We start from the raw sequence: 24,795 nt of genomic DNA, 5'->3' as shown, positions 1-24,795 counted from the left end.
TTAGTGAGATCTTCACAATCCCGCGACCAGATTACGAACGCGAGAATTCCTGTTTCAATAGGCCGGGATGCGCCGTATTTTTGCTGCTTCGCATTGCGTTCCGATCATCGGACTGTGATACCCGAAGCATTGAACGACCGACATCACCTGCAAAGACGAGGATATCATGGCCATTCTCCCGAAAATCTTCACGGCGCTCGCGCTGACCGCCTCCGTAGCCTCCGCCCAACCGGCCGCAGCCCTCGACGACGCGCAGAAGAAAGAGTTCGGCGAGTTCATCAAGCAGTATCTGATCGAGAACCCGGAGATCATGCTTGATGTGCAGGAGGCGCTGCAGAAGAAGCAGGAGACTGCGCGCCTGGTGAAGGCCAATGCGACGATCTCGGAAAACAAGGCGACGATCTTCGATTCCAAATACGACATGACGATCGGCAACCCGAAGGGCGACGTCACGATTGTTGAGTTCTTCGACTACAATTGCGGTTACTGCCGCCACGCGCTGACCGACATGCAGACCATGCTGAAGAAGGACCCGAACGTCCGCTTCGTGCTCAAGGAATTCCCGATCCTCGGACCGGAATCGGTTGCAGCCCACAAGGTGTCCGATGCCTTCCGCAAGATCGCTCCGGAGAAGTACAGCAAGTTCCACGTCGCGCTTCTCGGCAGCGACGGACGCGCCGACGAGGCGAGCGCCATCGAAGCGGCCCAGTCTCTCGGTGTCAGCGAAAAGCAGATCCGGGCGGAGATGGCCAAGAGCCCGAGCGACGCTTCCGTGCAGGAGACCTACTCACTGGCACAGAACCTCGGTATCACAGGCACGCCGTCCTATGTTATCGGCAACGAACTGGTACAGGGCGCGGTCGGCTATGACGACCTCGAGACCAAGGTCAAGAACATGCGGACCTGCGGCAAGACCAGCTGCTGAACCGGCCCCCATCAAATTGCCAAAATCCCGGTGCTTCAGCCATGTGGACAAAATGGCGCGATTCCTGATGCCTTGCCCAAAGGGCTTTCATTAAGCCTTTGGTGAGTCTATAGGTTGCCCTCGCACATTTGACGGAACACTCGATGACGCAAACCATTTTCGTCCTGAACGGGCCAAACCTGAACATGCTCGGCAAAAGAGAGCCCGGCATTTACGGCGGCAAGACGCTTCAGGACATCGAGGCGGACTGCAAGTCGGCCGGGCGAGAGCTTGGCGTCGATGTCGATTTCCGTCAAAGCAACCATGAAGGTCAGCTCGTCGACTGGCTGCACGAAGCCGGCGACAAGGCCATTGGCGTTGCTATCAACGCCGGCGCCTACACGCACACCTCGGTTGCGCTACATGATGCGATCCGCGCCATTTCCATTCCCGTTGTAGAGCTCCATATCTCCAACGTGCATGCGCGGGAAGAATTTCGCCACAAGTCGATGATCGCGCCCGCCGCAAAGGGTGTCATCGCCGGCTTCGGACCATATAGCTACATTCTGGCGCTCCATGCGCTAAAGAACGTCACCGCATAAAAAGACAGGGCAAAACTCATGGCTGAAAAAAAGAACGGTATCGACCAGGCACTGATCCGCGATCTCGCGAACATCCTCAACGACACGGATCTGACCGAGATTGAAGTCGAGCAGGACGATCTGCGTATCCGCGTTTCGCGCGCCGGCAACACCCAGTATATCCAGGCGCCAATGGCAGCGCCCGCTTACGCCGCCGCTCCGGCAGCGATTGCAGCTCCGGCTGCTGGCGCAGCGCCTGCCGCTTCCGCCGCACCGGCCCGCAACCCGGCCAACACGGTTTCCGCACCGATGGTCGGCACCGCCTACATGGCACCGGCTCCGGGCGCGCGCGCATTCATCGAAGTTGGCGCGACGGTCAAGGAAGGCCAGACGCTGCTCATCATCGAAGCGATGAAGACGATGAACCAGATCCCTGCCCCGAAGTCGGGCAAGGTGGTCGAAATTCTTGTCGAGGACGGCAGCCCCGTCGAATACGGCCAAGCTCTCGTGGTCGTCGAATAAGGCGAACGTCATGGTCTCGAAAATCCTCATCGCCAACCGCGGGGAAATTGCCCTTCGCGTGCTTCGCGCGTGTAAAGAGCTCGGCATTCCCTGCGTCGTCGTTCACTCGACCGCCGATGCCGACGCCATGCATGTGCGCCTGGCCGACGAAAGCGTCTGCATCGGCCCGCCGCCGTCGCGCGACAGCTATCTGAATATTCATCAGATCGTTGCTGCCTGCGAGATCACCGGCGCCGACGCTGTGCACCCCGGCTACGGCTTCCTGTCGGAGAACGCCAAGTTCGCCGAGATCCTCGAAGCGCACGGCATCACCTTCATTGGCCCGACCGCGGAACACATCCGCATCATGGGCGACAAGATCACCGCCAAAACGACGGCGCAGGAACTCGGCATCCCCGTCGTTCCCGGCTCCGACGGCGAAGTGAAGACCGAGGAAGAGGCCATCAAGACGGCCGCCGAAATCGGTTATCCAGTACTGATCAAGGCGACCGCCGGTGGTGGCGGACGCGGCATGAAGGTTGCCAAGAGCGCTGACGACGTGATCGAGGCCTGGTCGACGGCCCGTACCGAAGCGGCCGCCGCATTCGGCAACGAAGCCGTCTACATGGAAAAGTACCTCGGCAAGCCGCGGCACATCGAAATCCAGGTGTTCGGTGACGGTGAAGGCAATGCCATCCATCTCGGCGAACGCGACTGCTCGCTGCAGCGCCGCCACCAGAAGGTCTGGGAAGAAGCCAACTCGCCTGCCCTCAACGTCGAACAGCGCATGAAGATCGGCCAGGTCTGCGCCGACGCCATGAAGAAGCTGAAGTATCGCGGCGCCGGCACGATCGAGTTCCTCTACGAAAACGGCGAGTTCTATTTCATCGAAATGAACACCCGTCTTCAGGTCGAGCATCCGATCACCGAAGCGATCACCGGCATCGACCTGGTGCACGAACAGATCCGCGTCGCTTCCGGCGGCGGTCTGTCGGTCACCCAGGATGAGATCCACTTCCATGGCCATGCCATCGAGTGCCGCATCAATGCCGAGGACGCGCGCACCTTCGTGCCCTCGCCCGGCACGATCACGCATTTCCATGCACCTGGCGGTCTCGGCGTACGTATCGATTCCGGTGTCTATCAGGGCTACAAAATCCCGCCCTATTACGACAGCCTGATCGGCAAGCTCATCGTGCACGGCCGCACCCGCGTCGAATGCATGATGCGCCTGCGTCGTGCGCTTGACGAGTTCGTGGTCGACGGCATCAAGACGACGCTGCCGCTCTTCCAGGATCTGGTCGACAACCAGGACATCGCCAACGGCGATTACGACATCCACTGGCTGGAAAATTATCTGGCCAGCAAGCCGGCTTAACCGCAATGGCAGGGTCGCGCAGGAAATCTCCAGGCATCACACCGGAAATTCTCCTGCGCGCCTATTCCATCGGCCTCTTCCCGATGGCCGAATCGGCTGACGATCCCGAGATCTTCTGGGTCGAGCCCGATCTTCGCGGCGTTCTGCCGCTCAATGATTTCCACGTTTCCAAAAGCCTCGCCAAAACCATTCGACGCCAACCGTTCGATATCCGCTTCGACCATGATTTCGAGGCTGTGATCGCGGCCTGCGCGGAGGAAACGTCCGGGCGCCCAAGCACCTGGATCAACCAGACGATCAGGTCGCTCTACGCATCGCTCTTTCGCATGGGGCATGCCCATACCGTCGAGGCCTGGGACGGCGACCAGCTTGTGGGCGGGCTTTACGGCGTGTCGCTCGGTGCTGCCTTCTTCGGCGAGAGCATGTTCTCGCGGCGCACCGACGCCTCGAAGATCTGCCTCGTGCATCTGGTGGAGCGGCTAAAGGAGAACGGTTTCGTGTTGCTCGACACCCAGTTCACCACCGAGCACCTGAAGACCTTCGGCGCTATCGACGTTCCGAAGGACGAGTACGAGCATATGCTCGCCACGGCGATGGATTCGGCGCATCTGCCTTTTGCACAATAAAATACACGTTCACGTTGACGTTACTCCCAAGTCGCCTATTGTCGCGCCTTTGACGGGAGTATTGTTCATGAAGTTGAAAATTGCCGCGCTAACGTCCCTCTTCGTTCTGGCAGCAACGCTGGCTCAGGCGAAACCATATCAGGAGATGTTTCCGGGTGCGGATCGTTTCGGAGATGCCGAGAAGGCTATCCTGGAAAAGATCGACTTTCAGCAAGGCGCGATCAAGATACCGGGCGCGAATGCCACCCTCGATATTCCCGAGGAATTCTACTATCTCAGCCCCGCGGACGCTCGCCACGTGATCGTCGACATCTGGGGCAATCCGCCACAAGCGGGCGAAGGAACGATGGGGATGGTCTTCCCCGCCAAATACGCTCCCGTTGAGGGCGGATCATGGGGCTCCGTCGTCGAATACAGTGCTGACGGATACGTCTCCGACGTGGATGCCGCATCCACCGACTACGACGAACTGCTCCAGAACATCAAGGACTCGATCGCGGAAACCAATCCGGAACGCGAGAAGCAGGGTTTCGAGAAGATCACGCTCGTCGGCTGGGCTTCACCCCCGCATTATGACCAATCCGCGCATGCGCTTCATTGGGCGCGCGATCTCATCTTCGGCGACGACATGAGCCAAGCGCACACGCTGAACTATTCCGTGCGCGTCTTTGGGCGCGAAGGCGTCTTCATGTTTAATTTCGTCGCGGGAATGGACCAGCTGAAGGAAATTCAGTCCGCCGTCCCCGACGTTCTGACCATGGTCAAGTTCGACAGCGGCAAGACGTACAAAGACTATGAAAGCGGAGACAAGCTGGCGGCCTATGGTATGGCCGGCATGATTGCGGCTGGCGCCGGCGCAAAGGTCGCGGCCAAAGTCGGACTGCTCGCAATGGCGGCCGTTTTCTTCAAGAAGGCCGGCGTGCTTGTTCTTGTCGCGGGAGCAGCGCTATTGCGGGCCCTCAAGGGAATGTTCTCCCGCAAGAAACCCTCGGCGTAACGGCAGAGATTAGTTCGTCTTGGCGTCGGGCGCAGGCACGTCCGACGTCGCCTTGCAGTCCTTCAGCCAGACGTCATAGATCGGGTGCTCGACGGCGTTGAGGCCGGGGCTGTCGGCGAACATCCAGCCGGTGAAGATGCGGCGGATCTTGCGATCCAGCGTGATCTCGTCGACTTCGACAAAGCCGTCGATCTTCTGCACTTCGCTTTGGTCGCGCGAATAGCAGGCTTTCGGCGTCACCTGCAGCGCGCCGAATTGGACCGTTTCGTTCACATAGACGTCGAAGGTGGTGATGCGGCCGGTGATCTTGTCGAGGCCGGAAAAGACGGCGACAGGATTGTCGATGCGGGCGGCGAAGACCGTCTGCGGCAGGAAGGACGAGCCAAGCGCCAGGGCAATGCCGGCGGCACGCAGGACGGGGTTCCGCGTGAGAAGCTTCATATCTTTCCGTCTCCACCGCATTTCAAAAATAGAAGGCCGCAGTGTCTGCGGCCATTCTGCGGGTATAGGTCAATTGTGGCCAAAAACCGGGCCGGACTGGCTGCGATCAGCTGCCGGGCGTCCATGCGTCATAGTCGCCGGTGACGCGCGGACGTTCGCCGGCAACGGCGAGCGAGCCCGGCGGACGGTAAGCCTGCGGCGAACCGGTCGGGTTGGCGCGGTGTCCCTTCTGCCATTCCTTGGCGACATAGGTCTCCTTGGACGGCGGCACGTCGGTGCGGTAGTGCATCCAGCCGTGCCAGCCCGGCGGGATCGCCGAAGCGTCCGCGTAGCCCTTGTAGATCACCCAACGGCGCGGAAGGCCGAAGGAAGTGGTGCCGCCTTCGTAGTAGACGTTGCCCAATTCATCTTCGCCGACGCGCTTGCCGAAACGCCAGGTCGCGAAGCGTGTACCGATCGTCTGACCGTTCCACCAGGTGAAGATTTGCAGGAGGAGAGTTTTCATGTCTTTTCCTTGTGCCTGCCTTGGGAGCAAGCGGGACCAGAATTCGATCCTTCGCTTATGCCGCCAGCAGCGCCTGTTGTCCAGTGATTCCGAAGGCAAAAGGGTTCATTTCAGCGCCATCTTGAAGCCGAGATGCGAGGGCTCGAAACCAAGCCGCTCATAGAAGCGATGGGCATCCTTGCGCTTGGCATTGGAGATGAGCTGCACGCGCGGCAAGCCACGCGCCCTCGCCGTTTCGATGCAAAATTCGATCATCCGGGCGCCGATGCCCTGGCCGCGCATATCGCCGCGCGTCTGCACCGCCTCAATGATCATGAAGGACGCGCCGCGCCCGGTGAGCGTCGTGGTGATCGCGATCTGGAAGGTGCCGACCACTTCGCCGGCCAGTTCGGCGACGTAGAGCGTCTGGTCGGGAGAGGCCGCGATAGTCTTAAACGCGCGTTCGTAATCCGGCAGCGCGTCTTCGGAAACCGTATCGCCGTGCCCGCCGATATCATCGTCGGCGAACATGGCAATCAACGCCTTCAGATCGTCCCGGCGGGCTTCGCGAATGGTGATCTCTTTGGCCATGTGTAACGCTTCAATAGCTGGCGAGTGGTTTTTCGAGGATCAGCGCCGGGATGCCCGATTGGCCGGGGCCGTTGTTCTCGGACTGGCCGACACCGGCGAAGCCGAGCCGATGGTAGAAGCTAATCGCCGCCTCGTTGCGCGGCTCGACCTCGAGCCGCATGATTTCGGCTGCCGGAAAACAGGTTTCGAGCTCGGCGAAGATATCGCGGCCGATGCCCTCGCGCTGCAGCGAGGGGCGGACATAAAGCAGGTACAGCATGACCGTCTTGGTCATCTCGCCGGACATGGCAGCATAGCCAACGCCGCCGATTTCCTTGCCGTCGTCGGCCACCAGGAATTCGGCGTTCTTGTTTGCCATGCGCGTCTTCAGCGCCGCGGGCGAAAAGAGCGTGGAGACCAGCTCATCAACCTTCGGCGCGCCAAGCAGCGCGTCGTAAGTCGCATGGAAGGTTTCGACCAGGAGAGCGCGAACCTTGTCGAGATCGCGCTCGCTGGCGGTGCGGACGAAGTAGACCATTTTCTTCCTTCCGGCATCGGCTATCCGAAAACCGCTTCACACTTTTCGGCGATGCCGGATGACCTATTCCTCGACGATGCCGAGTTTGGCCTTGACCAGCGCCTGGACGGCCTGCGGGTTGGCCTTGCCACCAGTCGACTTCATCACCTGGCCGACGAACCAGCCGGCGAGAGCGGGCTTGGCCTGAACCTTGGCGACCTGATCCGGGTTAGCTGCAATGATCTCGTCCACGGCCTTTTCGATGGCGCCGGTGTCGGTGACCTGCTTCATGCCGCGGCTTTCGACGATCTCGGCCGGGTCGCCGCCTTCGGTCAGAACGATTTCGAACACGTCCTTGGCGATCTTGCCGGAGATGGTCTCGGCCTTGATGAGGTCGATGATCGAACCGAGCTGAGCGGCGGAAACCGGAGTCGATTCAATATCCTTGCCGAGTTTGTTCAAGGCGCCCAAGAGGTCGTTGATGACCCAGTTGGCAGCCATCTTGCCATCGCGGCCTTCGGCAACGGCTTCGAAGTAATCGGCGATCGCCTTCTCCGACACGAGCACGGAGGCATCGTAGATCGACAGACCGAGTTCGCGCACGAAACGCTCCTTCTTGTCGTCAGGCAGTTCGGGCAGATCGGCTGCGAGTGCCGTGACATAGGCGTCATCGAATTCGAGCGGCAGCAGATCTGGATCTGGGAAGTAGCGATAGTCGTGCGCGTCTTCCTTGGAGCGCATCGAGCGCGTCTCGCCCTTGCCGGCGTCGAACAGGCGGGTTTCCTGGTCGATCACGCCACCATCTTCCAGAATGGCGATCTGGCGGCGGGCTTCGTACTCGATCGCCTGGCCGATGAAGCGGATGGAGTTGACGTTCTTGATCTCGCAACGCGTGCCGAAGCCTTCGCCCGGGCGGCGCACGGAGACGTTGACGTCGGCGCGCATCGAGCCTTCGTCCATGTTGCCGTCGCAGGTGCCGAGGTAGCGCACGATCGAGCGCAGCTTCGTCATGTAGGCCTTGGCCTCATCCGACGAGCGCATGTCCGGCTTGGAGACGATTTCCATCAGGGCGACGCCCGAACGGTTTAGGTCGACATAGGACATGGTGGCGTGCTGGTCGTGCAGCGACTTGCCGGCGTCCTGTTCCAGGTGCAGGCGCTCGATGCCGATCTCGATATCCTCGAACTGGCCCTGGCGATCCGGGCCGAGCGAAATCACGATCTGGCCCTCGCCGACGATCGGATCCTTGAACTGCGAGATCTGATAGCCCTGCGGCAGGTCGGGATAGAAGTAGTTCTTGCGGTCGAAGATCGAACGCTTGTTGATCTGCGCCTTCAGGCCGAGACCGGTGCGGACCGCCTGGGCGACACATTCCTCGTTGATGACGGGCAGCATGCCGGGCATGGCCGCATCGACGAGCGAGACGTTGGAATTCTGCGGCTTGCCGAACTCGGTCGATGCGCCGGAGAACAGCTTCGAATTGGACAGCACCTGCGCATGGACTTCCATGCCGATGATGACTTCCCAATCGCCAGTGGCGCCGGGAATGAAGCGTTTCGGATCAGGCGTGCGAACGTCGACAAGGGTCATGGAAATGCTCTTTTGAGGCTATCTTATTCAACTGGTGAGGTAACGGAAATGACTTGCCGGTGCAAGGCTTTCGGTATGGTCCCGGGCATTGCGGCCCGGACAGCCGGCATTTTTCGGTTGTTAACGGGCCGCCGCTAAACTTCGCCGATGCTTCTCATCGATCTCGCCAAAATCATCGGACTGTTCACAGCCTGGAACGGGCTGGTGTTTGCGATCTACTTCGTCGACAAGCAGGCCGCGCGCTACGGCCAGTGGCGCATCAGCGAAAAGACGCTCCTGACGCTTGCCTTCCTCGCCGGCAGCCCCGGCGCCGTCAGCGCCCAACAGCTGTTGCGTCACAAGACGCGCAAGAAGCCATTTCGCTCGGAGCTTATGGCGATCTGCGGCTTTCACCTTCTCGCAGTGGTCGCGCTTGTCTCGGCCATCGCCGCCAAGATGCTCGGGCTGATCTAGAAAGCGCCGTAGGGTCCCTCGCCCTGAGACGACACCGGCTTCGACAGCCCGACGGAAGGGACGTCTCGGTCGAGTTTGGGATTATAGGCGACGGAAAGCCAGTGAATGGCATAGCCGTTCTTCTTGAAGAAGGTGATCGCCTCGTTGTTTTCGGCGTGGGTCTGCATCATCACGCTGTCGAGCCCTTGTTCCGCCACCTCCTTCTCGATCGACTGCAGCAGAGCCGAGCCAAGGCCATGGCCAGTGAAAGACGGGTCGATCCAGAAATCGGAAATCGTTTCGTCGAGATTTTCGCGCGCGGCCCATCCGGCCGTGTGGCCGTTCCATTCGATGACGGTGATGGTCAGCCAGCGGGTCTCGGCGAAATTCATGAAGGCGCTGCGGGCAGCCGACGCCATCGCATCCGCCTCGCCGATCGGCGCCATGGCCTTCTGCCAGGCGCGCAGCCCGATCTCGCTCAAAACCTCGGCTTCGCCCTCATGGGCATTGCGAATAGTGATCAATCATAACCTCCGAAACACCGAGGAAAGTAAACCACCGAATCAGGCCATCTCAAAGCCTTCCGTAACGTCAGGCGCGGCTTGTCCCGCATTGCGGCGAGTGAAGCTACCTGAAGTCGACCTTGACGCCGAGGGGGCCGAAGCCTATCAAACCCTCATGTTGAGCTCGCAATCAGAGACCCGGTAAAGGCCCTGCCCGCAAGTTTTCTTGCGCGCATGGGCCCGACGAGAACGAAGCCCTGACGTCCAACGCGGACGCCAGATCGTTTTTGTGCGCCTTAAACGGCGCGAGACCGGATCAACATCTCCATGGATATTTCACGCGCGGAACAGCGCATCCTGCACTTGCTGGCCCAAGGCGGCCGCATCGAAATCGAACGCGACGACAAAAAGAAGATCGAGGCCGTCAACTGCCTCACCCGCGACGGCTGGCTCTACCCCGGCTTCGACCTTGAGCTCTTTCGAAAGCTCAAACGGCTGAAGGCGATCAGATCGCAGACCGGACAGCCATATCGGATCACCGAACGCGGGTTGCAGCTGGTGCGCTCGCAGCTGGACAATCGATAACAGGGAAACGGCGCCGCTCAGGTGGCGCCGTTTTGCCGCCTCAGCGTTGAAGCAGGCGATATTTCGAGAGTTGAAGACCACTGTCGCTATAGCCGGCCGCTTCGCCAGCGCAGCTATCGTCGACCACGATATGGTTGCTCGTAGCGGCATCCATGGTTGCAAGGCTGATCTTATGTCGACGCTCCAGATAGCCGTAAAGCGCCCAATCATCGGCCCCGGCGCCACAGACGGCGACCGTCCTTTCGCACGTTCCCGATGACGAGCAGACATGATCCGCGATGCGCGCAGCATTGGCGATCGTATCCGCATCAGCCCCCGGCCGACCAAAGTTGAAGCCGACGAGAATGACACTCAGCGCAAGTGCGACAGCCAAGCCGCTCGACAGCCGCCGATATGAGCGTGTGTTCATCGCCCGAAGCGCTCGGACAACGGCTGGTGCGCTTGCAATCGCGAAGGCAGATGCGAAATAGGCGAGCGAGGGGTTGAAATAGAAGCTGGCGACGCGCGGGCTGACGAGCAGCGGAAGCGAAGCGGAAAAGCCGACGAGCGCCAGAAAGACGGCGGTCCTGCGTCGTGCCTGACTTACATCACGTGGCATTTCGGAGCGGCTTCCCCAACGGCGATTGCAGAGCACGATGATGAGCGTGATGATCGCCGGATACGCATTGACGCGTATGAAAGCGCGCACGGCGTTCCAGTTGCCGCCACCGCTGCCACGCTGACCGGTGAGGCTCGGCAGCAGCTGTATCGACAGATAGCGCTCGATCGCGTCACGGGCGCCGTCCAGCTGCCAGAGAGCTGCAAAAAACATGACGACCGTCGCTGTCATGACCAAGGTGTCAACGATGACGGAGACCAGGCTTCGACGACGAAATGCCAGCCACCATATTCCCGGTGTTGCAAGAGGGAACAGGCCGACCAATCCTTTGGTCATCAGCGCCAACGCCACCAATATGCCTGCCGCGATCATCAGGATCAAACGCGTCATGACCTTCCCGCGATCTGCGCCATCATAGGCGGCGATGACACAATAGATCGCCAAGGAGGTGAAAACGATGAGCAGGTTTTCGAGCATGCCGTTGGTGAAGCCCCAGCTGACACGTCCTGCGCCAAGCGCCATGGCCAAAGCCATAGGGCCTGCCAAACGAAGCTCCGGATCGTTGCCGTGAAGCCTTTGCCAAATCTTCAGCAAAACGAAACCACTGGCGATGAGCGTCAGCAAGGAGAAGCATTTCTCGACCGCGATCGTGTCGCCGAACAGAAGAAAGCCAATCGCCTCAAGCCACATCATCAAGGGCGGATGTTCAGAGAAGACCGGGAACAGGGTCTCCGAAAACTGCAGCCGCCACGGCGATCCAGCGCCTTCAGCCAGATTGCGGGCGATGCTTGCGTAGATCGCGCCATCAAAGAACATCGACTGATGCATGAGCTGACGCAGCACCAGCAGGCAGACGACGATTGCAAGGATGATCCAGAGAGGCTTTGCAGCATCCACGGTCTTGGACTGCATGGGTGCGCCTCGCCTACTTCCAGATGAACTTGTTGGCGATCACGAACTTCCAGACCGTGTCGATGGCGATGCCCGCCAGCGTAGCAAGGAAGACCACGTGAACCAGTCGCTCGTAGGCAAGTGTCGCAGCTGAAACGTTGGCGACGATGCCGACGGAGGAGACGAACAGAAACTTGAGATAGCCCCAAAACTTGTTCATGCCGCGCAGCCGGCGATCCTGGAAGGTCAGCAGATTGTTGAGCAGGAAGTTGCTGGTGGCCGCGACCAGCGTCGCCACGGTCTGTGCCGCCATGAAGGGCACGGTTAGCGCCAGTGCGCTGTAGAGAACCGCCAAGTGAACGAAGAGGCCCGAGCCTCCTACGAACAGGAAGGAGATCAGGTTCGCTGGTACGATGCCGCGGGTCATCTTGCTGAGAAGGAAGGTGACGAATTTCCAGATGACATAGCTGTCGAGCTTCGATTCGCCGCTAAGGCGCGCCTGGAAATCAAAGGGTACTTCGGCGTGACGCAGGTCCTTGCGCGAATAGAGGATATCGAGAAGGAGCTTGAAGCCCGCGTCGCCAAGCTGCGGCGCAACTCCCAGAAACGCCTCGCGCCTGATAATGAAGAAGCCCGTCAGCGGGTCGACGAGCTGGCGTCCCAAAACGAAGCTGCTCAACCAGTTGCCAACCTTCGACAAGGTATTGCGCACCGGCGACAAAGCATCCGCCTGGCGCTCATCGCCCAACCGGCGGGCGGCGCTGACGATGTGCAAGTTATCCTGGTGCAATCGATTCACCAGATCCTTGACCACCTCGGGATCGTGCTGACCATCGACATCCATTACGCAAAGCAGTCCGCCCTTTGCAGACAGCATGCCCTGGATACTCGACTTGGCGAGGCCTCGATCGGTCAGACGCGTAATAATGCGTATGCGTGGATCATGCGCAGCGTAGTCGAAGACTTTTTGCGCCGTTCCATCGGCGGAATTATCATCGACGAATATAATCTCCCAATCCTTTTCATGAAGGGCAGCCTTGGTGCGTTCGATGAAAGGAATGACGTTTCCCGATTCATTGTATGTCGGGGCGATAATAGAAATACGGCCTGCGGGCAAAGCGTTATCCACCAATAGAATTCAATCGCACGTAGCAGGTCGTCAAATAAAAATCCAGCGAGATACATGCGTGATCGGCGTCAGCAAATTGGATACTTGTGGACCGATAAATCCGAGATGAAAAACCAGTGCCCGAAACACGGTGGATGCGTGTGCGGCGCCGTTTTCACTTGGACAGCAGCACCGGGCGCATGGCCGCCCACTCATCGCCGAACGCCCCCTTGGCAACTGGCTTGCCAGCCAGCCGATACCAGTAACCGGCATTCCACGTATCGCCTTCGATGCGGTGACAGAGCGCGTGGCCCCAATCGAAAGGCTGTTCGCCTTCGTGGCCCTGGCAGATGTCGTGTACGGCCTTCCACTCGGCTCCCATAACGAAATCCGCGGCGGCCAAGCGGTCGAAGGCGTCAACGAGCGCTGCGATCTGCGATGCCATAAACCTTCTCCTCCACTTGGCGCATCTAAGATGCGTGGGACTTCCCTACCCCAAAATCGACTTCGCCGACCAGCATGTGGTCGGCGATCGTCATGTCTCTGATGTTCAGTCCGCTTACCACCACTTGGCGGGGGTGAAGCGGCCGGCGGCTTGTTCGATGACGTGGGCCGTCTTGAAGAGAGTTTCTTCCTCGAACGGCTTTCCGATCAGCTGCAGGCCGAGCGGCAGGCCCTTGTGGTCGAGGCCGGCGGGGACGGCGATGCCGGGAAGGCCGGCCATGTTGACGGTGACGGTGAAGATGTCGTTCAGGTACATCTTGACTGGATCCGATGCCAGGTCCTCGTCGGCGATGCCGAAGGCGGACGACGGGGTGGCGGGCGTCAGGATGGCATCGACGCCGGCGTGGAAGGCGAGGTCGAAGTCGCGCTTGATCAGCGTGCGAACCTTCTGGGCCTGGATGTAATAGGCGTCGTAGTAACCGGCAGAGAGAACATAAGTGCCGATCATGATGCGGCGCTTGACTTCCTGGCCGAAGCCGGCGGCGCGGGTCTGCTCGTACATGTCGGCAATGTCCTTGCCGTCGACGCGCAGGCCGTAGCGCACGCCGTCGTAGCGGGCGAGGTTCGAAGAGGCCTCTGCGGGGGCCACGATGTAATAGGCCGGCAGAGCGTACTTGGTGTGCGGCAGCGAGATGTTGACGATCTCGGCGCCAGCATCCTTCAGCCATGCGATGCCCTGCTGCCAGAGGGTTTCGATCTCTTCCGGCATGCCGGCGACACGGTATTCGTTCGGAATGCCGATCTTCATGCCCTTCAGCGACTGGCCCAGCACGGCTTCGTAATCGGGAACCGGCAGATCGACCGAGGTCGTGTCCTTGGCATCGACCGAGGCCATGGATTTCAGGAGGATGGCGGCGTCGCGGACATCGCGGGCGATCGGGCCGGCCTGATCGAGCGACGAGGCGAAGGCAACCGTGCCCCAGCGCGAGCAACGGCCATAGGTCGGCTTGATGCCGACGGTGCCGGTGAAGGCGGCGGGCTGGCGGATCGAACCGCCGGTGTCGGTTGCGGTGGCGCCTGCGCAGAGATGGGCTGCCACGGCCGCGGCCGAGCCGCCCGAGGAGCCACCAGGAACGAGCTGCTGGTTCGAGCCTTCGGCGCGCCAGGGGTTAATGACCGCGCCGTAATGCGAGGTCTCGTTGGAGGAGCCCATGGCGAACTCGTCCATGTTCAGCTTGCCGAGCATGACGGCGCCGTCGTCCCACAGGTTCTGGGTGACGGTCGATTCGTAATGCGGCTTGAAGCCATCGAGGATGTGGCTGCAGGCCTGGGTGTGGATGCCTTCGGTGGCGAAGAGATCCTTGATGCCGAGCGGAATGCCTTCGAGCTCGCCACCCTTGCCGCTGGCAAGACGGGCATCAGAGGCTTCGGCCATCTGCAGCGCCTTTTCAGGCGTCACCTTGATATAGGCATTGAGCTTGTCGTTTGCCGCCTCGATCGCCGAGATATAGGCTTCGGTGAGTTCGGTTGCTTTGATTTCCTTGGCGCGCAGCTTGGTGCGGGCTTCGGCAATGGTCAGGCTGGTGAGTTCGCTCATGATGGTTCGCTTCAAATCTTGAATGGCAACGAGGTCGGAAAGCGGCGGAAGCCTTATTCGACGACTTTGGGCACCAGGAAGAAATTCTGATCGGTAACAGGCGCGTTGGAAACGATATCGGCGGCCTTGTTGCCGTCGGTGACGTCGTCGGTGCGCTTCTTCATCAGCATCGGCGTGACCGAGGTCATCGCCTCGACGCCTTCGACATTGACTTCGGAGAGCTGCTCGACAAAGCCCAAGATCCCATTCAACTCGCCGACCATGCGGTTTGCCTCATCTTCGGAGACGGCAATACGGGCAAGGCGCGCTACGCGCTTAACGGTGGCTAGGTCGACGGACATCATATTCTCCGGATGGGATTTTCCCACCCGCTATAAAGGCCATGCCCGCTGTGTGCAACGGGCATGGCGGTTCGTTCATTCAGATTTCCGCCCTTTCAACCCGGGGCGAAGCGCGCTCGGCGTCAGAGAACGATACTCTCGCTCGGCTTGATCGCCTTCACCTCGGTCTTTGCGCCTTCCATGCCGGCGACGAACTTTTCGGGCGTTTGGTCGATGATCGGGAAGGTGCCGTAGTGGCAGGGGATCGCGGTCTTGAAGTTGAAGTAGCGCTGGCAGGCGAGTGCCGCCACCGCACCGCCCATGGTGAAGCGGTCGCCGACCGGGACGAGGCCGATATCGGGCTGGTGCAACTCGTTGATCAGCGCCATGTCGGAGAAGATGTCGGTGTCGCCCATGGCGAAGATCGAGGCTTCGTCGTCGAAGTGCAGCATCAGGCCGTTGGCGTTGCCGAGCGCGTGGGAAACGCCGTCCTCGGTGATCTGGGCGGAGGAGTGCAGCGCGTTGGTGAAGGTGGCCGAGAAACCGCCGAGCGGAACCGTGCCGCCGGTGTTGCCCATCTCGATCTTCGAAACGCCCTTGGTGCCGAGCCAGGAAGCGAGATCGGCGTTGGCGAGAACGACGGCGCCGGTTTCCTTGGCGATGGCGACGGTGTCGCCGACGTGGTCGCCGTGGCCGTGGGTCAACAAGATGTGAGTGACGCCTGCGGTGACGTCCTTGATGTCCTGACCGGCGAACGAGCCGTTATGCGTCAGGAACGGATCGAGAAGGATGGTTGCCTTCGCGGTCTCGATGCGGAAGGCGGAATGTCCGAGCCAGGTGATCTTCATGAAATCTGTCCTTTTATTAAGTGATGCAAAAGCCTGTTTCGATGGTTATGGAGATAACCGATACCGCCGCAAAGAGAAGCGGTCGAGGCTTCAATTTCTTTTGACGGGATGAAACGACGATGACGGTGCTGACGATCGAGGAACTGGCGGCGACCCTTCAGCCGGGACAGGCAATCGCCGGTCTCGACCTCGGCACCAAGACGATCGGGCTTTCGATGTCGGATCTCGGCCGGCGATTCTCGACACCACGCCCGGTCATCAAGCGCGAGAAGTTCACCATCGACGCGGAGGTGCTTTTGGGTTTCGCCGAGAAGGAAAAGGTCGCGGCCTTTGTCATCGGCCTGCCCATGAACATGGACGGATCGGCTGGTCCGCGCGTCCAGGCCACGCGCGCCTTCGTGCGCAACATGGAGCAGAAGACGGCCCTGCCCTTCGTTTATTGGGACGAGCGGCTGTCGACGGTCGCCGCCGAGCGGGCGCTGCTGGAGATGGACGTGTCACGCGCCAAGCGGGCCGAACGCATCGATTCGGCGGCCGCGAGCTTCATTCTTCAGGGCGCTCTGGACAGGCTGTCCTTGCTTGGAAGGGCGGCGCTCGAAGAACCGGACGCCTGACGTCCCCGCCACCAGGCGGCGATCTTCTTGCGTCGGCGGAAAGCCATGATCGCGAACACCACGAAACTGTCGACCACGACGGCGCGGGCCACCAGCGGCGGAATGGTTTCTGCGGGAATGCCGAGGATATTGGCATAGACCTGGAAGGTCAGGTCGTGGGCCTGGCGCGTGAGCATGAAGATGCCGAAGCTCATGTCGTAGTAGGATAGCCAATACCAGCCCGCCAGAAACACGATCGGACCGGCCCAGAAGATCAGGAACCACTTCATGCGGTCGCCCCTCTTTGTCGCTTTGCGAATGGCAGATCAAGCGAGACCAGCCATGTCGATAATGCCATCAAACCCAGAACGACGGCCGGCACCGCTATATCGAGCGCGAGCACGGCAAAGAACATCATCGCGGCAACGAGGAACATGATTCTCGCGATTTTGGTTCGCATGGTTCCAGACAACTCAAACTTTGAAACTGCCCGGTAACCTGACTTCTTAAACACTCTGGCGCAACGTAAACCATTTGTTAAGGTTAACGGCCAAACGGGAGGCTGTGGGAAAGTTTCGGCCCAATCAGCCGTAAACGCCCCGAACGATGCGTTTCAGGGCCTGCTCCGCCTTTTCCCAATCCTTCGACGCCTTCAGCGCGAGGCCGGCGCACTGCCCGCCGGCCGACGCCGAAAGGACGATATGCTGGATGGCGGCGATCAGAATCGCGTTGACGGCGACGGCATCGACGCCCTTGGGTGGCGTCAGCGAGCCGCGCATGCGCTCCAGCCATGTGGCCAGGGCTTTCGAACGTGCTTCCGAGAGCCGGCGGACCTGCTCGGTGTTTTCGGACACTTCCCAGGCGACGATGCGGCGCATCAGCGGGTCGTCGCGCAGCGCCTGCAGGAAGAGCAGCGACAGGCGCTCCATCAGGTCGCCGTAGGTCAGCAGGAACATGCCGCCCGTGTCCTCGGGAATGCGGTCCTTCACCCATGTGCCAAGATCGGCGCCGATCGCGTCGACCAGGCCATTCAGGCCGCCGTAGTAGCGATAGATCAGCTGCTTGTCGCAGCCGGCCTTGCGCGCCACCGCGTTGATGCCGAAGTTCTGGAACCCCTCTTCCGCGAGCAGCGCCTTGGCGGCGTTGAGGATCGCCTTTTCTGTCGCGCCACGGTCACGCACACGCTTTTCCGGTTCGGCCTGCGGTGCGCTCGCGATGGGGGTCAAAGGCATGGGGTCATTCAGCATCAGGGACTCGGATCTCAGGTGTCACTCATCGGTGAGTAACAACACCGCCCCCAACCGGCAACGGCGAACCCCTTGAAAGCTTGTGGATTGTTTTCAGGCCATTCTCGCCGAGTAGCGCAATGTCGCCGAGCGGCGACATCGATCAGAGCGTCTGGCCGAACCAGACGGTGCGCTCGGATGGTTCGACGAGCGGCGGTCCGAGGCGCGTGAAGCCACGTGAACCCCAGAAGCCGATGCCATTGGCATTCGTTGCGCTGGCGCCGAGATGCACGGATTTCACGCCGGCGTCTCTCGCCTGCGAGAGCCACATGTTGAGCAGCTTCGTTCCCATCCCCTGCCCGCGCAGACGCGACAGCAGGTTCATATGGATATGCGCCGGGAAGGCCTCGATGATGGCTGATGGCGCCGACGACGGATGATGGATCGCGGCGATGCGTTTCTCGTCGGCATTCCAGAGATCGGGATCGCCTTGCGGGTCCGGATAGGCGCTGCGCAGCGCCGGCCACCAGTCGCGTTCGAGTTGGGCTTGAAAGGCCAGCGTATCGTAGACACCGACGATGTAGCCGGCGACGCCTTCGGCATCCTCGGCCACGAAAGAGGTTTCCGGGCTCAGCGTCACGTAGGGCGCGGAATAGATGTGGCCGATGAGCTTGCCGTCACCATGCAGCAACGTCGCGTCCTTGCCCGCGTCGCCGGTAACCAGCGAGATGTTGTAGATCTGATCGAGATCGTCGAGCCGGGCTTGGCGCAGCGTTGTCGTCATCAGGACGCCGGCGGATAGAGGAGATCGACGATGTAGCTGGCGTCGAAGCGGCTATCGAGCATGCCGTAGGTGGAGCGCCAGCCGCCGGCGAGACGGGTTTCGATGAAGGCATCGGCGATGCGCCCTGCCCCCAGACGATAGAGTTCGGCGGCACCCGCCGCGAGCGCCAGCTGCTCGACGAGCAGGCGGGCGGCGCCCTCGTCGCGCTCGCAGAGCGCCATGGCGGCACGGAGCACGTCGATGGTTTTCTTGCCGGCCGGACCGAGATCCCGCGCAAGCCCTGCAAATACGGTCTCGAAGAGATCCTTGCCGCGGTTCAGGATACGCAAGACATCGAGCGCCATGACGTTGCCCGAGCCTTCCCAGATCGCATTGACGGGTGCTTCGCGGTAGTGACGGGCGATCGGGCGTTCCTCGATATAGCCGCTGCCGCCAATGCACTCCATCGCTTCATAGATGAGCGCGGGCGCGATCTTGCAGCACCAGTATTTGGCGACCGGCGTCATGACGCGGGCGTAGGCGGCCTCTTCGGCGCTGCCGCGCGCGCGGTCGAAGGCGTCGGCGAGACGGAAGGAGAGTGCGGTCGCGGCGGCGACGTCGAGCGCCATATCCGCAAGCACGCGGGTCATGATCGGCTGGCTGACCAGCATCTTGCCGAAGACGCTGCGGCCACGTGTGTGGTGCACGGCTTCGGCCAGCGAGGCGCGCATGATGCCAGACGAAGCCAGCGCGCAATCGAGGCGCGTCAGCGTGACCATGTCGAGGATGGTGCGCACACCGGCATCCGGACCGCCCAGCAGGAAGCCGAAGGTATCGCTGAACTCGACCTCGGACGAGGCGTTCGAGCGGTTGCCGACCTTGTCCTTGAGGCGCTGGAACTGCAGGCCGTTGGCCGATCCGTCCTCGAGCAGGCGCGGCACCAGGAAGCAGCCCATGCCCTCCTTGGTCTGTGCCAGCATGATGAAGGCGTCGCTCATCGGTGCCGACATGAACCACTTGTGGCCCGACAGGCGGTAGATACCCTCGCTGACCTTTTCGGCCGAGGTCGTGTTGGAGCGGACATCGGTGCCGCCCTGCTTTTCGGTCATGCCCATGCCGATGGTCACGGCGGACTTCTGCATAGCCGGCTTGTTGGCCGAATCGTATTTGCGCGACAGGATCCTCGGCGCCCAGTCCTTTTGGACGGCGGGAGATGCGGAGAGAGCGGCGACGGACGCGCTCGTCATGGTGATCGGGCAGAGATGGCCTGTCTCGAGCTGAGACGACAGATAGAAGCGAGCGGCACGGATCTTGTGCGCCTGGTCCTTCGCCTCGGCATCGGCCTGCGGGTCCCAGACGGACGAGTGAAGACCAACGGACATGGAGCGGCGCATCAGCGCGTGCCAGGCCGGGTGAAATTCCACGACATCGAGCCGCTCACCACGCGGGCCATGGGTGCGCAGCTGCGGCACACCCTGGTTTGCCATGCGCGCCAGCTCCTGCGCTTCCGGCGAGGTGACATAGCGGCCCATATTGTCGAGATCATCGCGAATGCCACGTGGCAACGCACCAGTGAGGTCGACGATCAGCGGATCGGACCTGTAGGCGTTGATGCCGGACCACAGGCTCGGCTGGTTGAGTTCGGCGAGTTTTTCTTCAGCGGATGTCATGAATCGCTTCTAGAGTATGAGGCGGGCAAAGGGAAACCGGAAGTTGGACACTTCTCCTGCTTTAGCCCAATTGCGACAAAATTGCAGGGGGAGAGCGCGGTTTGCCCACAGCGCATGCTTGCCGCCGCCGCACGCACTCTTTATAGAGCCGCTGACGACAGCATAGAGGCAGGTTCATGGTCTTCTTTCCCCACCGCCACCTCATCGGTATCAAAGGGCTCACAGAGCAGGATATCACCTTTCTCCTCGACAAGGCCGACGAGGCCGTCAAGATCAGTCGACAGCGAGAGAAAAAGACGTCGACCCTTAGGGGACTGACGCAGATCAATCTGTTTTTCGAAGCATCCACCCGCACGCAGGCTTCCTTCGAGCTCGCCGGCAAGCGCCTCGGCGCGGACGTGATGAATATGTCGGTGGGAAATTCCTCGGTGAAGAAGGGCGAAACGCTGATCGACACGGCGATGACGCTGAACGCGATGCGCCCCGACGTGCTGGTTATCCGGCACTCGAGCGCAGGCGCCGCAGCGCTTCTCGCGCAGAAGGTTTCCTGCGCGGTGGTGAATGCCGGCGACGGCCAGCACGAGCATCCGACGCAGGCGCTGCTCGACGCGCTGACGATCCGCCGCGCCAAGGGCAAGCTGTCACGTATCATCGTCGCCATCTGCGGTGACGTTCTGCACTCGCGCGTGGCGCGCTCCAACATCCTGCTCCTCAACGCCATGGGTGCCAGGGTTCGCGTCGTGGCGCCGGCCACGCTGCTTCCGGCGGGGATCGCCGACATGGGTGTCGAGGTCTTCCACTCGATGAAGGAAGGGCTGAAGGACGCCGACGTCGTCATGATGCTCCGGCTGCAGCGCGAGCGGATGTCCGGCGCCTTCGTGCCGTCGGTGCGCGAATACTTCCATTTCTACGGGCTCGACGCGGAAACGCTGAAGGCGGCGAAGGAGGATGCGCTGGTCATGCATCCGGGGCCGATGAACCGCGGGGTGGAAATCGCCTCCGAGGTCGCGGACGGGCCGCAGAGCGTGATCGCCGAACAGGTCGAGATGGGTGTCGCCGTACGCATGGCTGTCATGGAAACGCTGCTGATCTCGCAGAACCAGGGTCCCCGCAGCGAAGGAGCCGGCGCATGAGCAACTCGATCGTCCTCAAGAACGTTCGCATCATCGACCCATCGCGCAATCTCGACGAGGTCGGCGCGATCGTCGTCAAGGACGGCGTGATCGTCGCTTCCGGCAAGGACGCGCTGAACGAAGCTGTGCCCGCAGGTGCCACGGTGCGCGACTGCAATGGACTTGTCGCGGCGCCCGGTCTCGTGGATGCGCGCGTCCATATCGGCGAACCTGGAGCCGAGCATCGCGAGACGATCGAATCGGCCAGCCGGGCCGCTGCCGCGGGCGGCGTGACCTCGATCATCATGATGCCCGATACCGATCCCGTGATCGACGACATCGCGCTGGTGGAGTTCGTGAAGAAGACCGCGCGCGACAAGGCGCTGGTCAATGTCTATCCGGCAGCGGCGATCACCAAGGGTCTCGCCGGCGAAGAGATGAGCGAGATCGGCATGCTGATGGAAGCGGGCGCGGTGGCCTTCACCGACGGCCGCTCCAGCATCCACGACGCGCAGGTTCTGCGCCGAGTGATGACCTATGCGCGCGAATTCGGCGCTGTGATCTCCTGCGAAACGCGCGACCAGCATCTGGCCGCAGGCGGCGTCATGAACGAGGGGCTGTTCGCAAGCTGGCTCGGCCTCAGCGGCATTCCGCGCGAGACCGAACTGATCCCGCTGGAGCGGGACCTGCGCATCGCCAAGCTGACGCGCGGCAAATACCACGCGGCGATGATCTCGGTGCCCGAATCCGTCGAGGCGATCGAATTGGCGAAGAGCCGTGGCGCGACTGTCACCTGCGGCATCTCGATCAACAATCTGGCGCTCAACGAAAACGACATCGGCGAGTACCGCACCTTCTTCAAGCTTTATCCGCCACTGCGCTCGGAAGACGATCGCGTAGCGATGGTGGATGCGCTGGCGCGCGGGGCGATCGATATCATCGTTTCCTCACACGACCCGCAGGACGTCGACACCAAGCGCCTCCCCTTCGGCGAGGCTGCCGACGGTGCCGTCGGGCTCGAGACCATGCTCGCGGCAGCCCTTCGCCTGCACCACAGCGGGCATGTGACGCTGATGCGCCTGATCGATGCCATGTCGACGCGGCCGGCGCAGATCTTCGGTCTTGATGCCGGTACGCTGAAGCCCGGCGTCAAGGCGGATATCGTGCTGATCGATCTCGAAGAGCCTTGGATTGTCGCCAAGGACATGCTTCTCTCGCGCTCGAAGAACACGCCGTTCGAAGACGCGCGCTTCAGCGGACGCGCGGTCGCGACCTACGTCGCCGGCCAGTGCGTCCATACATTATAAGAAGACAAGTGGGGGAACATGGGCGCTGATCTCATGACGTGGCAGATCACCTGGCAAATCGCGCTGGCGGCCGCCGCCATCGGCTATCTGCTGGGCTCCATTCCGTTCGGGCTGATTTTGACGCGCGCTGCCGGGCTCGGTGATGTGCGCAGCATCGGCTCGGGCAATATCGGCGCGACCAATGTTCTTCGAACCGGCAACAAGAAGCTGGCGGCGGCGACGCTGCTGCTCGATGCGCTGAAGGCATCGGCGGCGGCGTGGATCGTCTCCTACTTCTTCGGCCCGGAAGCCGCCGTCATCGCCGGCTTCTTCGCCTTCATCGGCCACCTCTTCCCTGTTTGGATCGGCTTCAAGGGCGGCAAGGGCGTCGCGACCTATATCGGCACGTTGCTTGGCGTCGCACCGCTGATGGTTCTTGGCTTTGCGGCGGTCTGGCTGGGGGTTGCCTTCCTGACGCGCTATTCTTCTCTTTCCGCACTGGTTGCAATGCTTGTCATTCCGGTTGCATTGTGGATACTGGGTGCAGAGAAGGTTGCAGCGATCATGGCGATCATGACCGTGATCTCCTACTGGAAGCACAAGGCCAATATCAGCCGCCTCATCAGCGGCACTGAAAGCAAGATCGGGGCAAAGGGATAGGATAGATGGACGCACGCAGCGCAAGGCCAAAAGGAATTGCGCTGACGGACAGGCAAAGGATTGCCTGGTTGCGTCTCATCCGCTCCGACAATGTCGGCCCAGCCACCTTTCGCGATCTCATCAATCATTTCGGTTCTGCGGAAGCAGCACTCGCCGCTCTGCCCGGTCTTTCGGCGCGTGGCGGCGCGACACGCGCGATCCGGATCGCCACCGAGAGCGAAGCGCTGAAGGAGCTCGATGCGGCGCACAGGTTTGGCGCGCGCTTTGTCGGCATCGGTGAGCCGGAATATCCGCAGGCGCTGAAGCAGATCGACGGGGCGCCGCCTCTGCTCGCGGTGAAAGGCAATCTCGCGGCGACCGCCCAGCCTGCCGTCGGCATCGTCGGCTCGCGCAATGCCTCGATATCAGGCGCGAAGTTCGCTGCGATGATCGCGAGAGAGTGTGGACGTGTCGGCTATGCTGTTATCTCCGGCCTTGCGCGCGGCATCGATACCGCAGCCCATCGCGCCAGCCTCGACACCGGCACGATCGCCGCCATGGCCGGCGGGCTGGACCAGCCCTACCCTCCCGAGAACGCCGGACTGCTCGAGGAAATCTGGAACGGCAACGGCCTCGCCGTCAGCGAGATGCCGTTCGGCTGGGAGCCGCGGGCGCGTGACTTTCCGAGACGCAACAGACTGATCGCCGGGATTTCGCTTGGGACGGTGGTGGTGGAAGCGGCGACACGATCGGGCTCACTGATCACGGCACGGCTCGCCGGCGAGTTCGGCAGGCTGGTCTTCGCGGTTCCCGGCTCGCCGCTCGATCCACGCTGCCACGGCACCAATGGGTTGCTGAAGGATGGCGCGATGATCGTTACCGCGCCCGACGACGTGATCAGCGCGCTTGCGCCGCTATCGCAGCTCGACCTGTTTGCGGCACCGCTTGCCGAGGAGCCGGAACGCGGCGGCGGATCGTCGCTGCTGCCGCCTGACGAGACCGACAGGGCGCGTATCGTCGACGCGCTCGGGCCGACACCCGTGGAGATCGACGATATCATCCGGCATACGGGGCTCAGCGCGTCGGCGGTCTATCTCGTGCTGCTGGAGCTCGACATCGCCGGGCGGCTGCACCGGCACCCCGGCGGGATGGTGTCCATTGCAATGGAGGTGTGACGACTTACATATGGGCGAGTTACATCCGGGCCAGCCAATTACATACGAGCCTGGAGATCGCCAGCTTCGACATATGCCATCTCGATCAGATAGCAGAGCATGTCGGCCTTTTCCTTTTCAGCCACCTGACGCAACTCGGCGAGCATCTGGCGGATGAAGGCAATGTTCTCGCGGGAGCCGGATCGGCCGGTATCCTTCTTTGCGTACTTAGCCGTCATGAAAGCACTCGCGCCCCAATTGGGAAGGGTTGATCGTCGCAGCCTGAACTACACGCGAAAAACGATATCGCAATAATCAGAAATTGCAATATACAGTATATCGTCTTTTGGTTGCAACACGTTGCAATACGTAAAAATGCATTCAAAACACTTGACCGAAACGAATTCCCTGTCCATGTCGGAGAACCGGCGACCGTG

The 24,795-nt window shown here is 61.2% G+C and carries 31 protein-coding genes; 13 read left to right on the top strand and 18 right to left on the bottom strand.

The features are described 5' to 3' along the window. The first annotated feature begins 166 nt into the window (after window positions 1-166). From ACODTZ_RS10280 to ACODTZ_RS10255, 6 genes are all read left to right on the top strand, one after another. Window positions 167-925, top strand: coding sequence for a DsbA family protein (locus tag ACODTZ_RS10280; protein ID WP_047510062.1), 759 nt, complete (start codon window positions 167-169; stop codon window positions 923-925). A 143-nt stretch (window positions 926-1,068) separates the two neighbouring features. Next, the gene (aroQ, locus tag ACODTZ_RS10275; RefSeq protein ID WP_047510061.1) at window positions 1,069-1,506 is read left to right on the top strand and encodes a type II 3-dehydroquinate dehydratase; all 438 of its coding nucleotides are present in this window, start codon (window positions 1,069-1,071) and stop codon (window positions 1,504-1,506) included. Between the two features lie 18 nt (window positions 1,507-1,524). Continuing rightward, on the top strand, window positions 1,525-2,007 hold the full coding sequence (gene accB / locus ACODTZ_RS10270; protein ID WP_047510059.1) for an acetyl-CoA carboxylase biotin carboxyl carrier protein: 483 nt from the start codon (window positions 1,525-1,527) through the stop codon (window positions 2,005-2,007). A gap of 10 nt (window positions 2,008-2,017) precedes the next feature. Beyond that, the gene (gene accC / locus ACODTZ_RS10265; protein WP_018900150.1) at window positions 2,018-3,364 is read left to right on the top strand and encodes an acetyl-CoA carboxylase biotin carboxylase subunit; all 1,347 of its coding nucleotides are present in this window, start codon (window positions 2,018-2,020) and stop codon (window positions 3,362-3,364) included. Window positions 3,365-3,369: 5 nt separating this feature from the next. Then, window positions 3,370-3,990 (top strand): leucyl/phenylalanyl-tRNA--protein transferase, encoded by a 621-nt coding sequence (gene aat / locus ACODTZ_RS10260; protein WP_489025505.1) that lies wholly within the window; start codon window positions 3,370-3,372, stop codon window positions 3,988-3,990. Between the two features lie 67 nt (window positions 3,991-4,057). Continuing rightward, the gene (locus ACODTZ_RS10255; RefSeq protein WP_489025503.1) at window positions 4,058-4,987 is read left to right on the top strand and encodes a DUF2167 domain-containing protein; all 930 of its coding nucleotides are present in this window, start codon (window positions 4,058-4,060) and stop codon (window positions 4,985-4,987) included. Window positions 4,988-4,996: 9 nt separating this feature from the next. Here ACODTZ_RS10255 and ACODTZ_RS10250 read toward each other — a convergent pair whose 3' ends face one another. The 5 genes from ACODTZ_RS10250 to gatB form a co-directional block, all read right to left on the bottom strand. Continuing rightward, window positions 4,997-5,428, bottom strand: coding sequence for a DUF2155 domain-containing protein (locus ACODTZ_RS10250; protein WP_111561325.1), 432 nt, complete (start codon window positions 5,426-5,428; stop codon window positions 4,997-4,999). A gap of 106 nt (window positions 5,429-5,534) precedes the next feature. Then, a complete protein-coding gene (locus tag ACODTZ_RS10245; protein WP_018900154.1) occupies window positions 5,535-5,933 on the bottom strand; it encodes an NADH:ubiquinone oxidoreductase subunit NDUFA12 in 399 nt (132 codons plus the stop codon). A gap of 105 nt (window positions 5,934-6,038) precedes the next feature. After that, window positions 6,039-6,503, bottom strand: coding sequence for a GNAT family N-acetyltransferase (locus ACODTZ_RS10240; protein WP_489025501.1), 465 nt, complete (start codon window positions 6,501-6,503; stop codon window positions 6,039-6,041). A gap of 10 nt (window positions 6,504-6,513) precedes the next feature. Then, entirely contained in the window at window positions 6,514-7,020 is a 507-nt protein-coding gene (locus tag ACODTZ_RS10235) for a GNAT family N-acetyltransferase (protein WP_489025499.1), read from the bottom strand. A gap of 63 nt (window positions 7,021-7,083) precedes the next feature. Then, window positions 7,084-8,589 (bottom strand): Asp-tRNA(Asn)/Glu-tRNA(Gln) amidotransferase subunit GatB, encoded by a 1,506-nt coding sequence (gene gatB / locus ACODTZ_RS10230; RefSeq protein ID WP_489025497.1) that lies wholly within the window; start codon window positions 8,587-8,589, stop codon window positions 7,084-7,086. Window positions 8,590-8,736: 147 nt separating this feature from the next. On the opposite strand from gatB, the gene ACODTZ_RS10225 reads away from it, so the two are divergent. After that, complete coding sequence (locus ACODTZ_RS10225) at window positions 8,737-9,042, top strand: DUF1294 domain-containing protein (protein ID WP_489025495.1); 306 nt, start codon at window positions 8,737-8,739, stop codon at window positions 9,040-9,042. On the opposite strand, the gene ACODTZ_RS10220 is transcribed toward ACODTZ_RS10225, so the two are convergent. Then, window positions 9,039-9,545, bottom strand: coding sequence for a GNAT family N-acetyltransferase (locus tag ACODTZ_RS10220; protein ID WP_018900159.1), 507 nt, complete (start codon window positions 9,543-9,545; stop codon window positions 9,039-9,041). The genes ACODTZ_RS10225 and ACODTZ_RS10220 overlap by 4 nt on opposite strands. A gap of 306 nt (window positions 9,546-9,851) precedes the next feature. Between ACODTZ_RS10220 and ACODTZ_RS10215 the strand changes: the two genes are divergently transcribed. Then, window positions 9,852-10,109 carry a YjhX family toxin gene (locus tag ACODTZ_RS10215; protein WP_489025493.1) on the top strand — a complete coding sequence of 86 codons (258 nt, stop codon included), beginning with the start codon at window positions 9,852-9,854 and terminating at the stop codon, window positions 10,107-10,109. Between the two features lie 40 nt (window positions 10,110-10,149). On the opposite strand, the gene ACODTZ_RS10210 is transcribed toward ACODTZ_RS10215, so the two are convergent. From ACODTZ_RS10210 to ACODTZ_RS10185, 6 genes are all read right to left on the bottom strand, one after another. Beyond that, window positions 10,150-11,619 (bottom strand): ArnT family glycosyltransferase, encoded by a 1,470-nt coding sequence (locus ACODTZ_RS10210; RefSeq protein WP_489025491.1) that lies wholly within the window; start codon window positions 11,617-11,619, stop codon window positions 10,150-10,152. 13 nt (window positions 11,620-11,632) lie between these two features. After that, window positions 11,633-12,715 (bottom strand): glycosyltransferase, encoded by a 1,083-nt coding sequence (locus tag ACODTZ_RS10205; RefSeq protein ID WP_209233239.1) that lies wholly within the window; start codon window positions 12,713-12,715, stop codon window positions 11,633-11,635. A gap of 166 nt (window positions 12,716-12,881) precedes the next feature. Next, a complete protein-coding gene (locus tag ACODTZ_RS10200; protein ID WP_489025489.1) occupies window positions 12,882-13,151 on the bottom strand; it encodes a hypothetical protein in 270 nt (89 codons plus the stop codon). 114 nt (window positions 13,152-13,265) lie between these two features. Further along, window positions 13,266-14,747, bottom strand: coding sequence for an Asp-tRNA(Asn)/Glu-tRNA(Gln) amidotransferase subunit GatA (gene gatA, locus ACODTZ_RS10195; RefSeq protein ID WP_489025487.1), 1,482 nt, complete (start codon window positions 14,745-14,747; stop codon window positions 13,266-13,268). A 53-nt stretch (window positions 14,748-14,800) separates the two neighbouring features. After that, the gene (gene gatC, locus ACODTZ_RS10190; RefSeq protein WP_018900164.1) at window positions 14,801-15,088 is read right to left on the bottom strand and encodes an Asp-tRNA(Asn)/Glu-tRNA(Gln) amidotransferase subunit GatC; all 288 of its coding nucleotides are present in this window, start codon (window positions 15,086-15,088) and stop codon (window positions 14,801-14,803) included. 122 nt (window positions 15,089-15,210) lie between these two features. Then, a complete protein-coding gene (locus ACODTZ_RS10185; protein ID WP_489025485.1) occupies window positions 15,211-15,915 on the bottom strand; it encodes a metal-dependent hydrolase in 705 nt (234 codons plus the stop codon). A 119-nt stretch (window positions 15,916-16,034) separates the two neighbouring features. Between ACODTZ_RS10185 and ruvX the strand changes: the two genes are divergently transcribed. Then, window positions 16,035-16,529, top strand: coding sequence for a Holliday junction resolvase RuvX (gene ruvX, locus ACODTZ_RS10180; RefSeq protein ID WP_111561313.1), 495 nt, complete (start codon window positions 16,035-16,037; stop codon window positions 16,527-16,529). Here the strand turns inward: ruvX and ACODTZ_RS10175 are convergent. From ACODTZ_RS10175 to ACODTZ_RS10155, 5 genes are all read right to left on the bottom strand, one after another. Next, window positions 16,466-16,798, bottom strand: a complete 333-nt coding sequence (locus ACODTZ_RS10175) for a DUF6105 family protein (RefSeq protein ID WP_413390763.1) — start codon at window positions 16,796-16,798, stop codon at window positions 16,466-16,468. The two genes, ruvX and ACODTZ_RS10175, sit on opposite strands and share 64 nt — an antisense overlap. Then, window positions 16,795-16,944, bottom strand: coding sequence for a hypothetical protein (locus ACODTZ_RS10170; protein ID WP_197067348.1), 150 nt, complete (start codon window positions 16,942-16,944; stop codon window positions 16,795-16,797). The genes ACODTZ_RS10175 and ACODTZ_RS10170 overlap by 4 nt, the downstream gene beginning before the upstream one ends. Before the next feature lie 148 nt (window positions 16,945-17,092). Then, window positions 17,093-17,755: a TetR/AcrR family transcriptional regulator gene (locus tag ACODTZ_RS10165; protein ID WP_026283304.1), complete on the bottom strand. Its 663-nt coding sequence runs from the start codon at window positions 17,753-17,755 to the stop codon at window positions 17,093-17,095. 142 nt (window positions 17,756-17,897) lie between these two features. Continuing rightward, entirely contained in the window at window positions 17,898-18,518 is a 621-nt protein-coding gene (locus ACODTZ_RS10160) for a GNAT family N-acetyltransferase (RefSeq protein WP_489025482.1), read from the bottom strand. After that, window positions 18,518-20,167 carry an acyl-CoA dehydrogenase family protein gene (locus ACODTZ_RS10155; protein ID WP_112941525.1) on the bottom strand — a complete coding sequence of 550 codons (1,650 nt, stop codon included), beginning with the start codon at window positions 20,165-20,167 and terminating at the stop codon, window positions 18,518-18,520. Before ACODTZ_RS10155 ends, ACODTZ_RS10160 begins: the two co-directional genes overlap by 1 nt. Before the next feature lie 176 nt (window positions 20,168-20,343). On the opposite strand from ACODTZ_RS10155, the gene ACODTZ_RS10150 reads away from it, so the two are divergent. The 4 genes from ACODTZ_RS10150 to dprA are packed head-to-tail and all read left to right on the top strand — an operon-like array spanning window position 20,344 to window position 24,379. Beyond that, window positions 20,344-21,300 (top strand): aspartate carbamoyltransferase catalytic subunit, encoded by a 957-nt coding sequence (locus tag ACODTZ_RS10150; protein WP_112533659.1) that lies wholly within the window; start codon window positions 20,344-20,346, stop codon window positions 21,298-21,300. Then, on the top strand, window positions 21,297-22,586 hold the full coding sequence (locus ACODTZ_RS10145; protein ID WP_489025479.1) for a dihydroorotase: 1,290 nt from the start codon (window positions 21,297-21,299) through the stop codon (window positions 22,584-22,586). The genes ACODTZ_RS10150 and ACODTZ_RS10145 overlap by 4 nt, the downstream gene beginning before the upstream one ends. 18 nt (window positions 22,587-22,604) lie before the next feature. Further along, window positions 22,605-23,225 carry a glycerol-3-phosphate 1-O-acyltransferase PlsY gene (gene plsY / locus ACODTZ_RS10140; RefSeq protein WP_113010761.1) on the top strand — a complete coding sequence of 207 codons (621 nt, stop codon included), beginning with the start codon at window positions 22,605-22,607 and terminating at the stop codon, window positions 23,223-23,225. Between the two features lie 5 nt (window positions 23,226-23,230). Then, on the top strand, window positions 23,231-24,379 hold the full coding sequence (gene dprA / locus ACODTZ_RS10135) for a DNA-processing protein DprA (RefSeq protein ID WP_489025477.1): 1,149 nt from the start codon (window positions 23,231-23,233) through the stop codon (window positions 24,377-24,379). A 38-nt stretch (window positions 24,380-24,417) separates the two neighbouring features. Here dprA and ACODTZ_RS10130 read toward each other — a convergent pair whose 3' ends face one another. Further along, the gene (locus ACODTZ_RS10130; protein ID WP_018900176.1) at window positions 24,418-24,597 is read right to left on the bottom strand and encodes a hypothetical protein; all 180 of its coding nucleotides are present in this window, start codon (window positions 24,595-24,597) and stop codon (window positions 24,418-24,420) included. Window positions 24,598-24,795 lie beyond the last annotated feature (198 nt).

Source organism: Rhizobium sp. FG113 (assembly GCF_057809895.1).
The sequence above is the reverse complement of the archived record's forward strand: the minus strand, read 5'-3'. Positions and strand labels throughout refer to the sequence as shown.

Excerpts from the sequence above, each read along its gene's own strand:
- ACODTZ_RS10280 (WP_047510062.1), top strand. The coding sequence starts at position 167 with ATGGCCATTCTCCCGAAAATCTTCACGGCGCTCGCGCTGACCGCCTCC.
- aroQ (WP_047510061.1), top strand. The coding sequence starts at position 1,069 with ATGACGCAAACCATTTTCGTCCTGAACGGGCCAAACCTGAACATGCTC.
- accB (WP_047510059.1), top strand. The coding sequence starts at position 1,525 with ATGGCTGAAAAAAAGAACGGTATCGACCAGGCACTGATCCGCGATCTC.
- accC (WP_018900150.1), top strand. The coding sequence starts at position 2,018 with ATGGTCTCGAAAATCCTCATCGCCAACCGCGGGGAAATTGCCCTTCGC.
- aat (WP_489025505.1), top strand. The coding sequence starts at position 3,370 with ATGGCAGGGTCGCGCAGGAAATCTCCAGGCATCACACCGGAAATTCTC.
- ACODTZ_RS10255 (WP_489025503.1), top strand. The coding sequence starts at position 4,058 with ATGAAGTTGAAAATTGCCGCGCTAACGTCCCTCTTCGTTCTGGCAGCA.
- ACODTZ_RS10250 (WP_111561325.1), bottom strand. The coding sequence starts at position 5,428 with ATGAAGCTTCTCACGCGGAACCCCGTCCTGCGTGCCGCCGGCATTGCC.
- ACODTZ_RS10245 (WP_018900154.1), bottom strand. The coding sequence starts at position 5,933 with ATGAAAACTCTCCTCCTGCAAATCTTCACCTGGTGGAACGGTCAGACG.
- ACODTZ_RS10240 (WP_489025501.1), bottom strand. The coding sequence starts at position 6,503 with ATGGCCAAAGAGATCACCATTCGCGAAGCCCGCCGGGACGATCTGAAG.
- ACODTZ_RS10235 (WP_489025499.1), bottom strand. The coding sequence starts at position 7,020 with ATGGTCTACTTCGTCCGCACCGCCAGCGAGCGCGATCTCGACAAGGTT.
- gatB (WP_489025497.1), bottom strand. The coding sequence starts at position 8,589 with ATGACCCTTGTCGACGTTCGCACGCCTGATCCGAAACGCTTCATTCCC.
- ACODTZ_RS10225 (WP_489025495.1), top strand. The coding sequence starts at position 8,737 with ATGCTTCTCATCGATCTCGCCAAAATCATCGGACTGTTCACAGCCTGG.
- ACODTZ_RS10215 (WP_489025493.1), top strand. The coding sequence starts at position 9,852 with ATGGATATTTCACGCGCGGAACAGCGCATCCTGCACTTGCTGGCCCAA.
- ACODTZ_RS10210 (WP_489025491.1), bottom strand. The coding sequence starts at position 11,619 with ATGCAGTCCAAGACCGTGGATGCTGCAAAGCCTCTCTGGATCATCCTT.
- ACODTZ_RS10200 (WP_489025489.1), bottom strand. The coding sequence starts at position 13,151 with ATGGCATCGCAGATCGCAGCGCTCGTTGACGCCTTCGACCGCTTGGCC.
- gatA (WP_489025487.1), bottom strand. The coding sequence starts at position 14,747 with ATGAGCGAACTCACCAGCCTGACCATTGCCGAAGCCCGCACCAAGCTG.
- gatC (WP_018900164.1), bottom strand. The coding sequence starts at position 15,088 with ATGTCCGTCGACCTAGCCACCGTTAAGCGCGTAGCGCGCCTTGCCCGT.
- ACODTZ_RS10185 (WP_489025485.1), bottom strand. The coding sequence starts at position 15,915 with ATGAAGATCACCTGGCTCGGACATTCCGCCTTCCGCATCGAGACCGCG.
- ruvX (WP_111561313.1), top strand. The coding sequence starts at position 16,035 with ATGACGGTGCTGACGATCGAGGAACTGGCGGCGACCCTTCAGCCGGGA.
- ACODTZ_RS10175 (WP_413390763.1), bottom strand. The coding sequence starts at position 16,798 with ATGAAGTGGTTCCTGATCTTCTGGGCCGGTCCGATCGTGTTTCTGGCG.
- ACODTZ_RS10170 (WP_197067348.1), bottom strand. The coding sequence starts at position 16,944 with ATGTTCCTCGTTGCCGCGATGATGTTCTTTGCCGTGCTCGCGCTCGAT.
- ACODTZ_RS10165 (WP_026283304.1), bottom strand. The coding sequence starts at position 17,755 with ATGCTGAATGACCCCATGCCTTTGACCCCCATCGCGAGCGCACCGCAG.
- ACODTZ_RS10160 (WP_489025482.1), bottom strand. The coding sequence starts at position 18,518 with ATGACGACAACGCTGCGCCAAGCCCGGCTCGACGATCTCGATCAGATC.
- ACODTZ_RS10155 (WP_112941525.1), bottom strand. The coding sequence starts at position 20,167 with ATGACATCCGCTGAAGAAAAACTCGCCGAACTCAACCAGCCGAGCCTG.
- ACODTZ_RS10150 (WP_112533659.1), top strand. The coding sequence starts at position 20,344 with ATGGTCTTCTTTCCCCACCGCCACCTCATCGGTATCAAAGGGCTCACA.
- ACODTZ_RS10145 (WP_489025479.1), top strand. The coding sequence starts at position 21,297 with ATGAGCAACTCGATCGTCCTCAAGAACGTTCGCATCATCGACCCATCG.
- plsY (WP_113010761.1), top strand. The coding sequence starts at position 22,605 with ATGGGCGCTGATCTCATGACGTGGCAGATCACCTGGCAAATCGCGCTG.
- dprA (WP_489025477.1), top strand. The coding sequence starts at position 23,231 with ATGGACGCACGCAGCGCAAGGCCAAAAGGAATTGCGCTGACGGACAGG.
- ACODTZ_RS10130 (WP_018900176.1), bottom strand. The coding sequence starts at position 24,597 with ATGACGGCTAAGTACGCAAAGAAGGATACCGGCCGATCCGGCTCCCGC.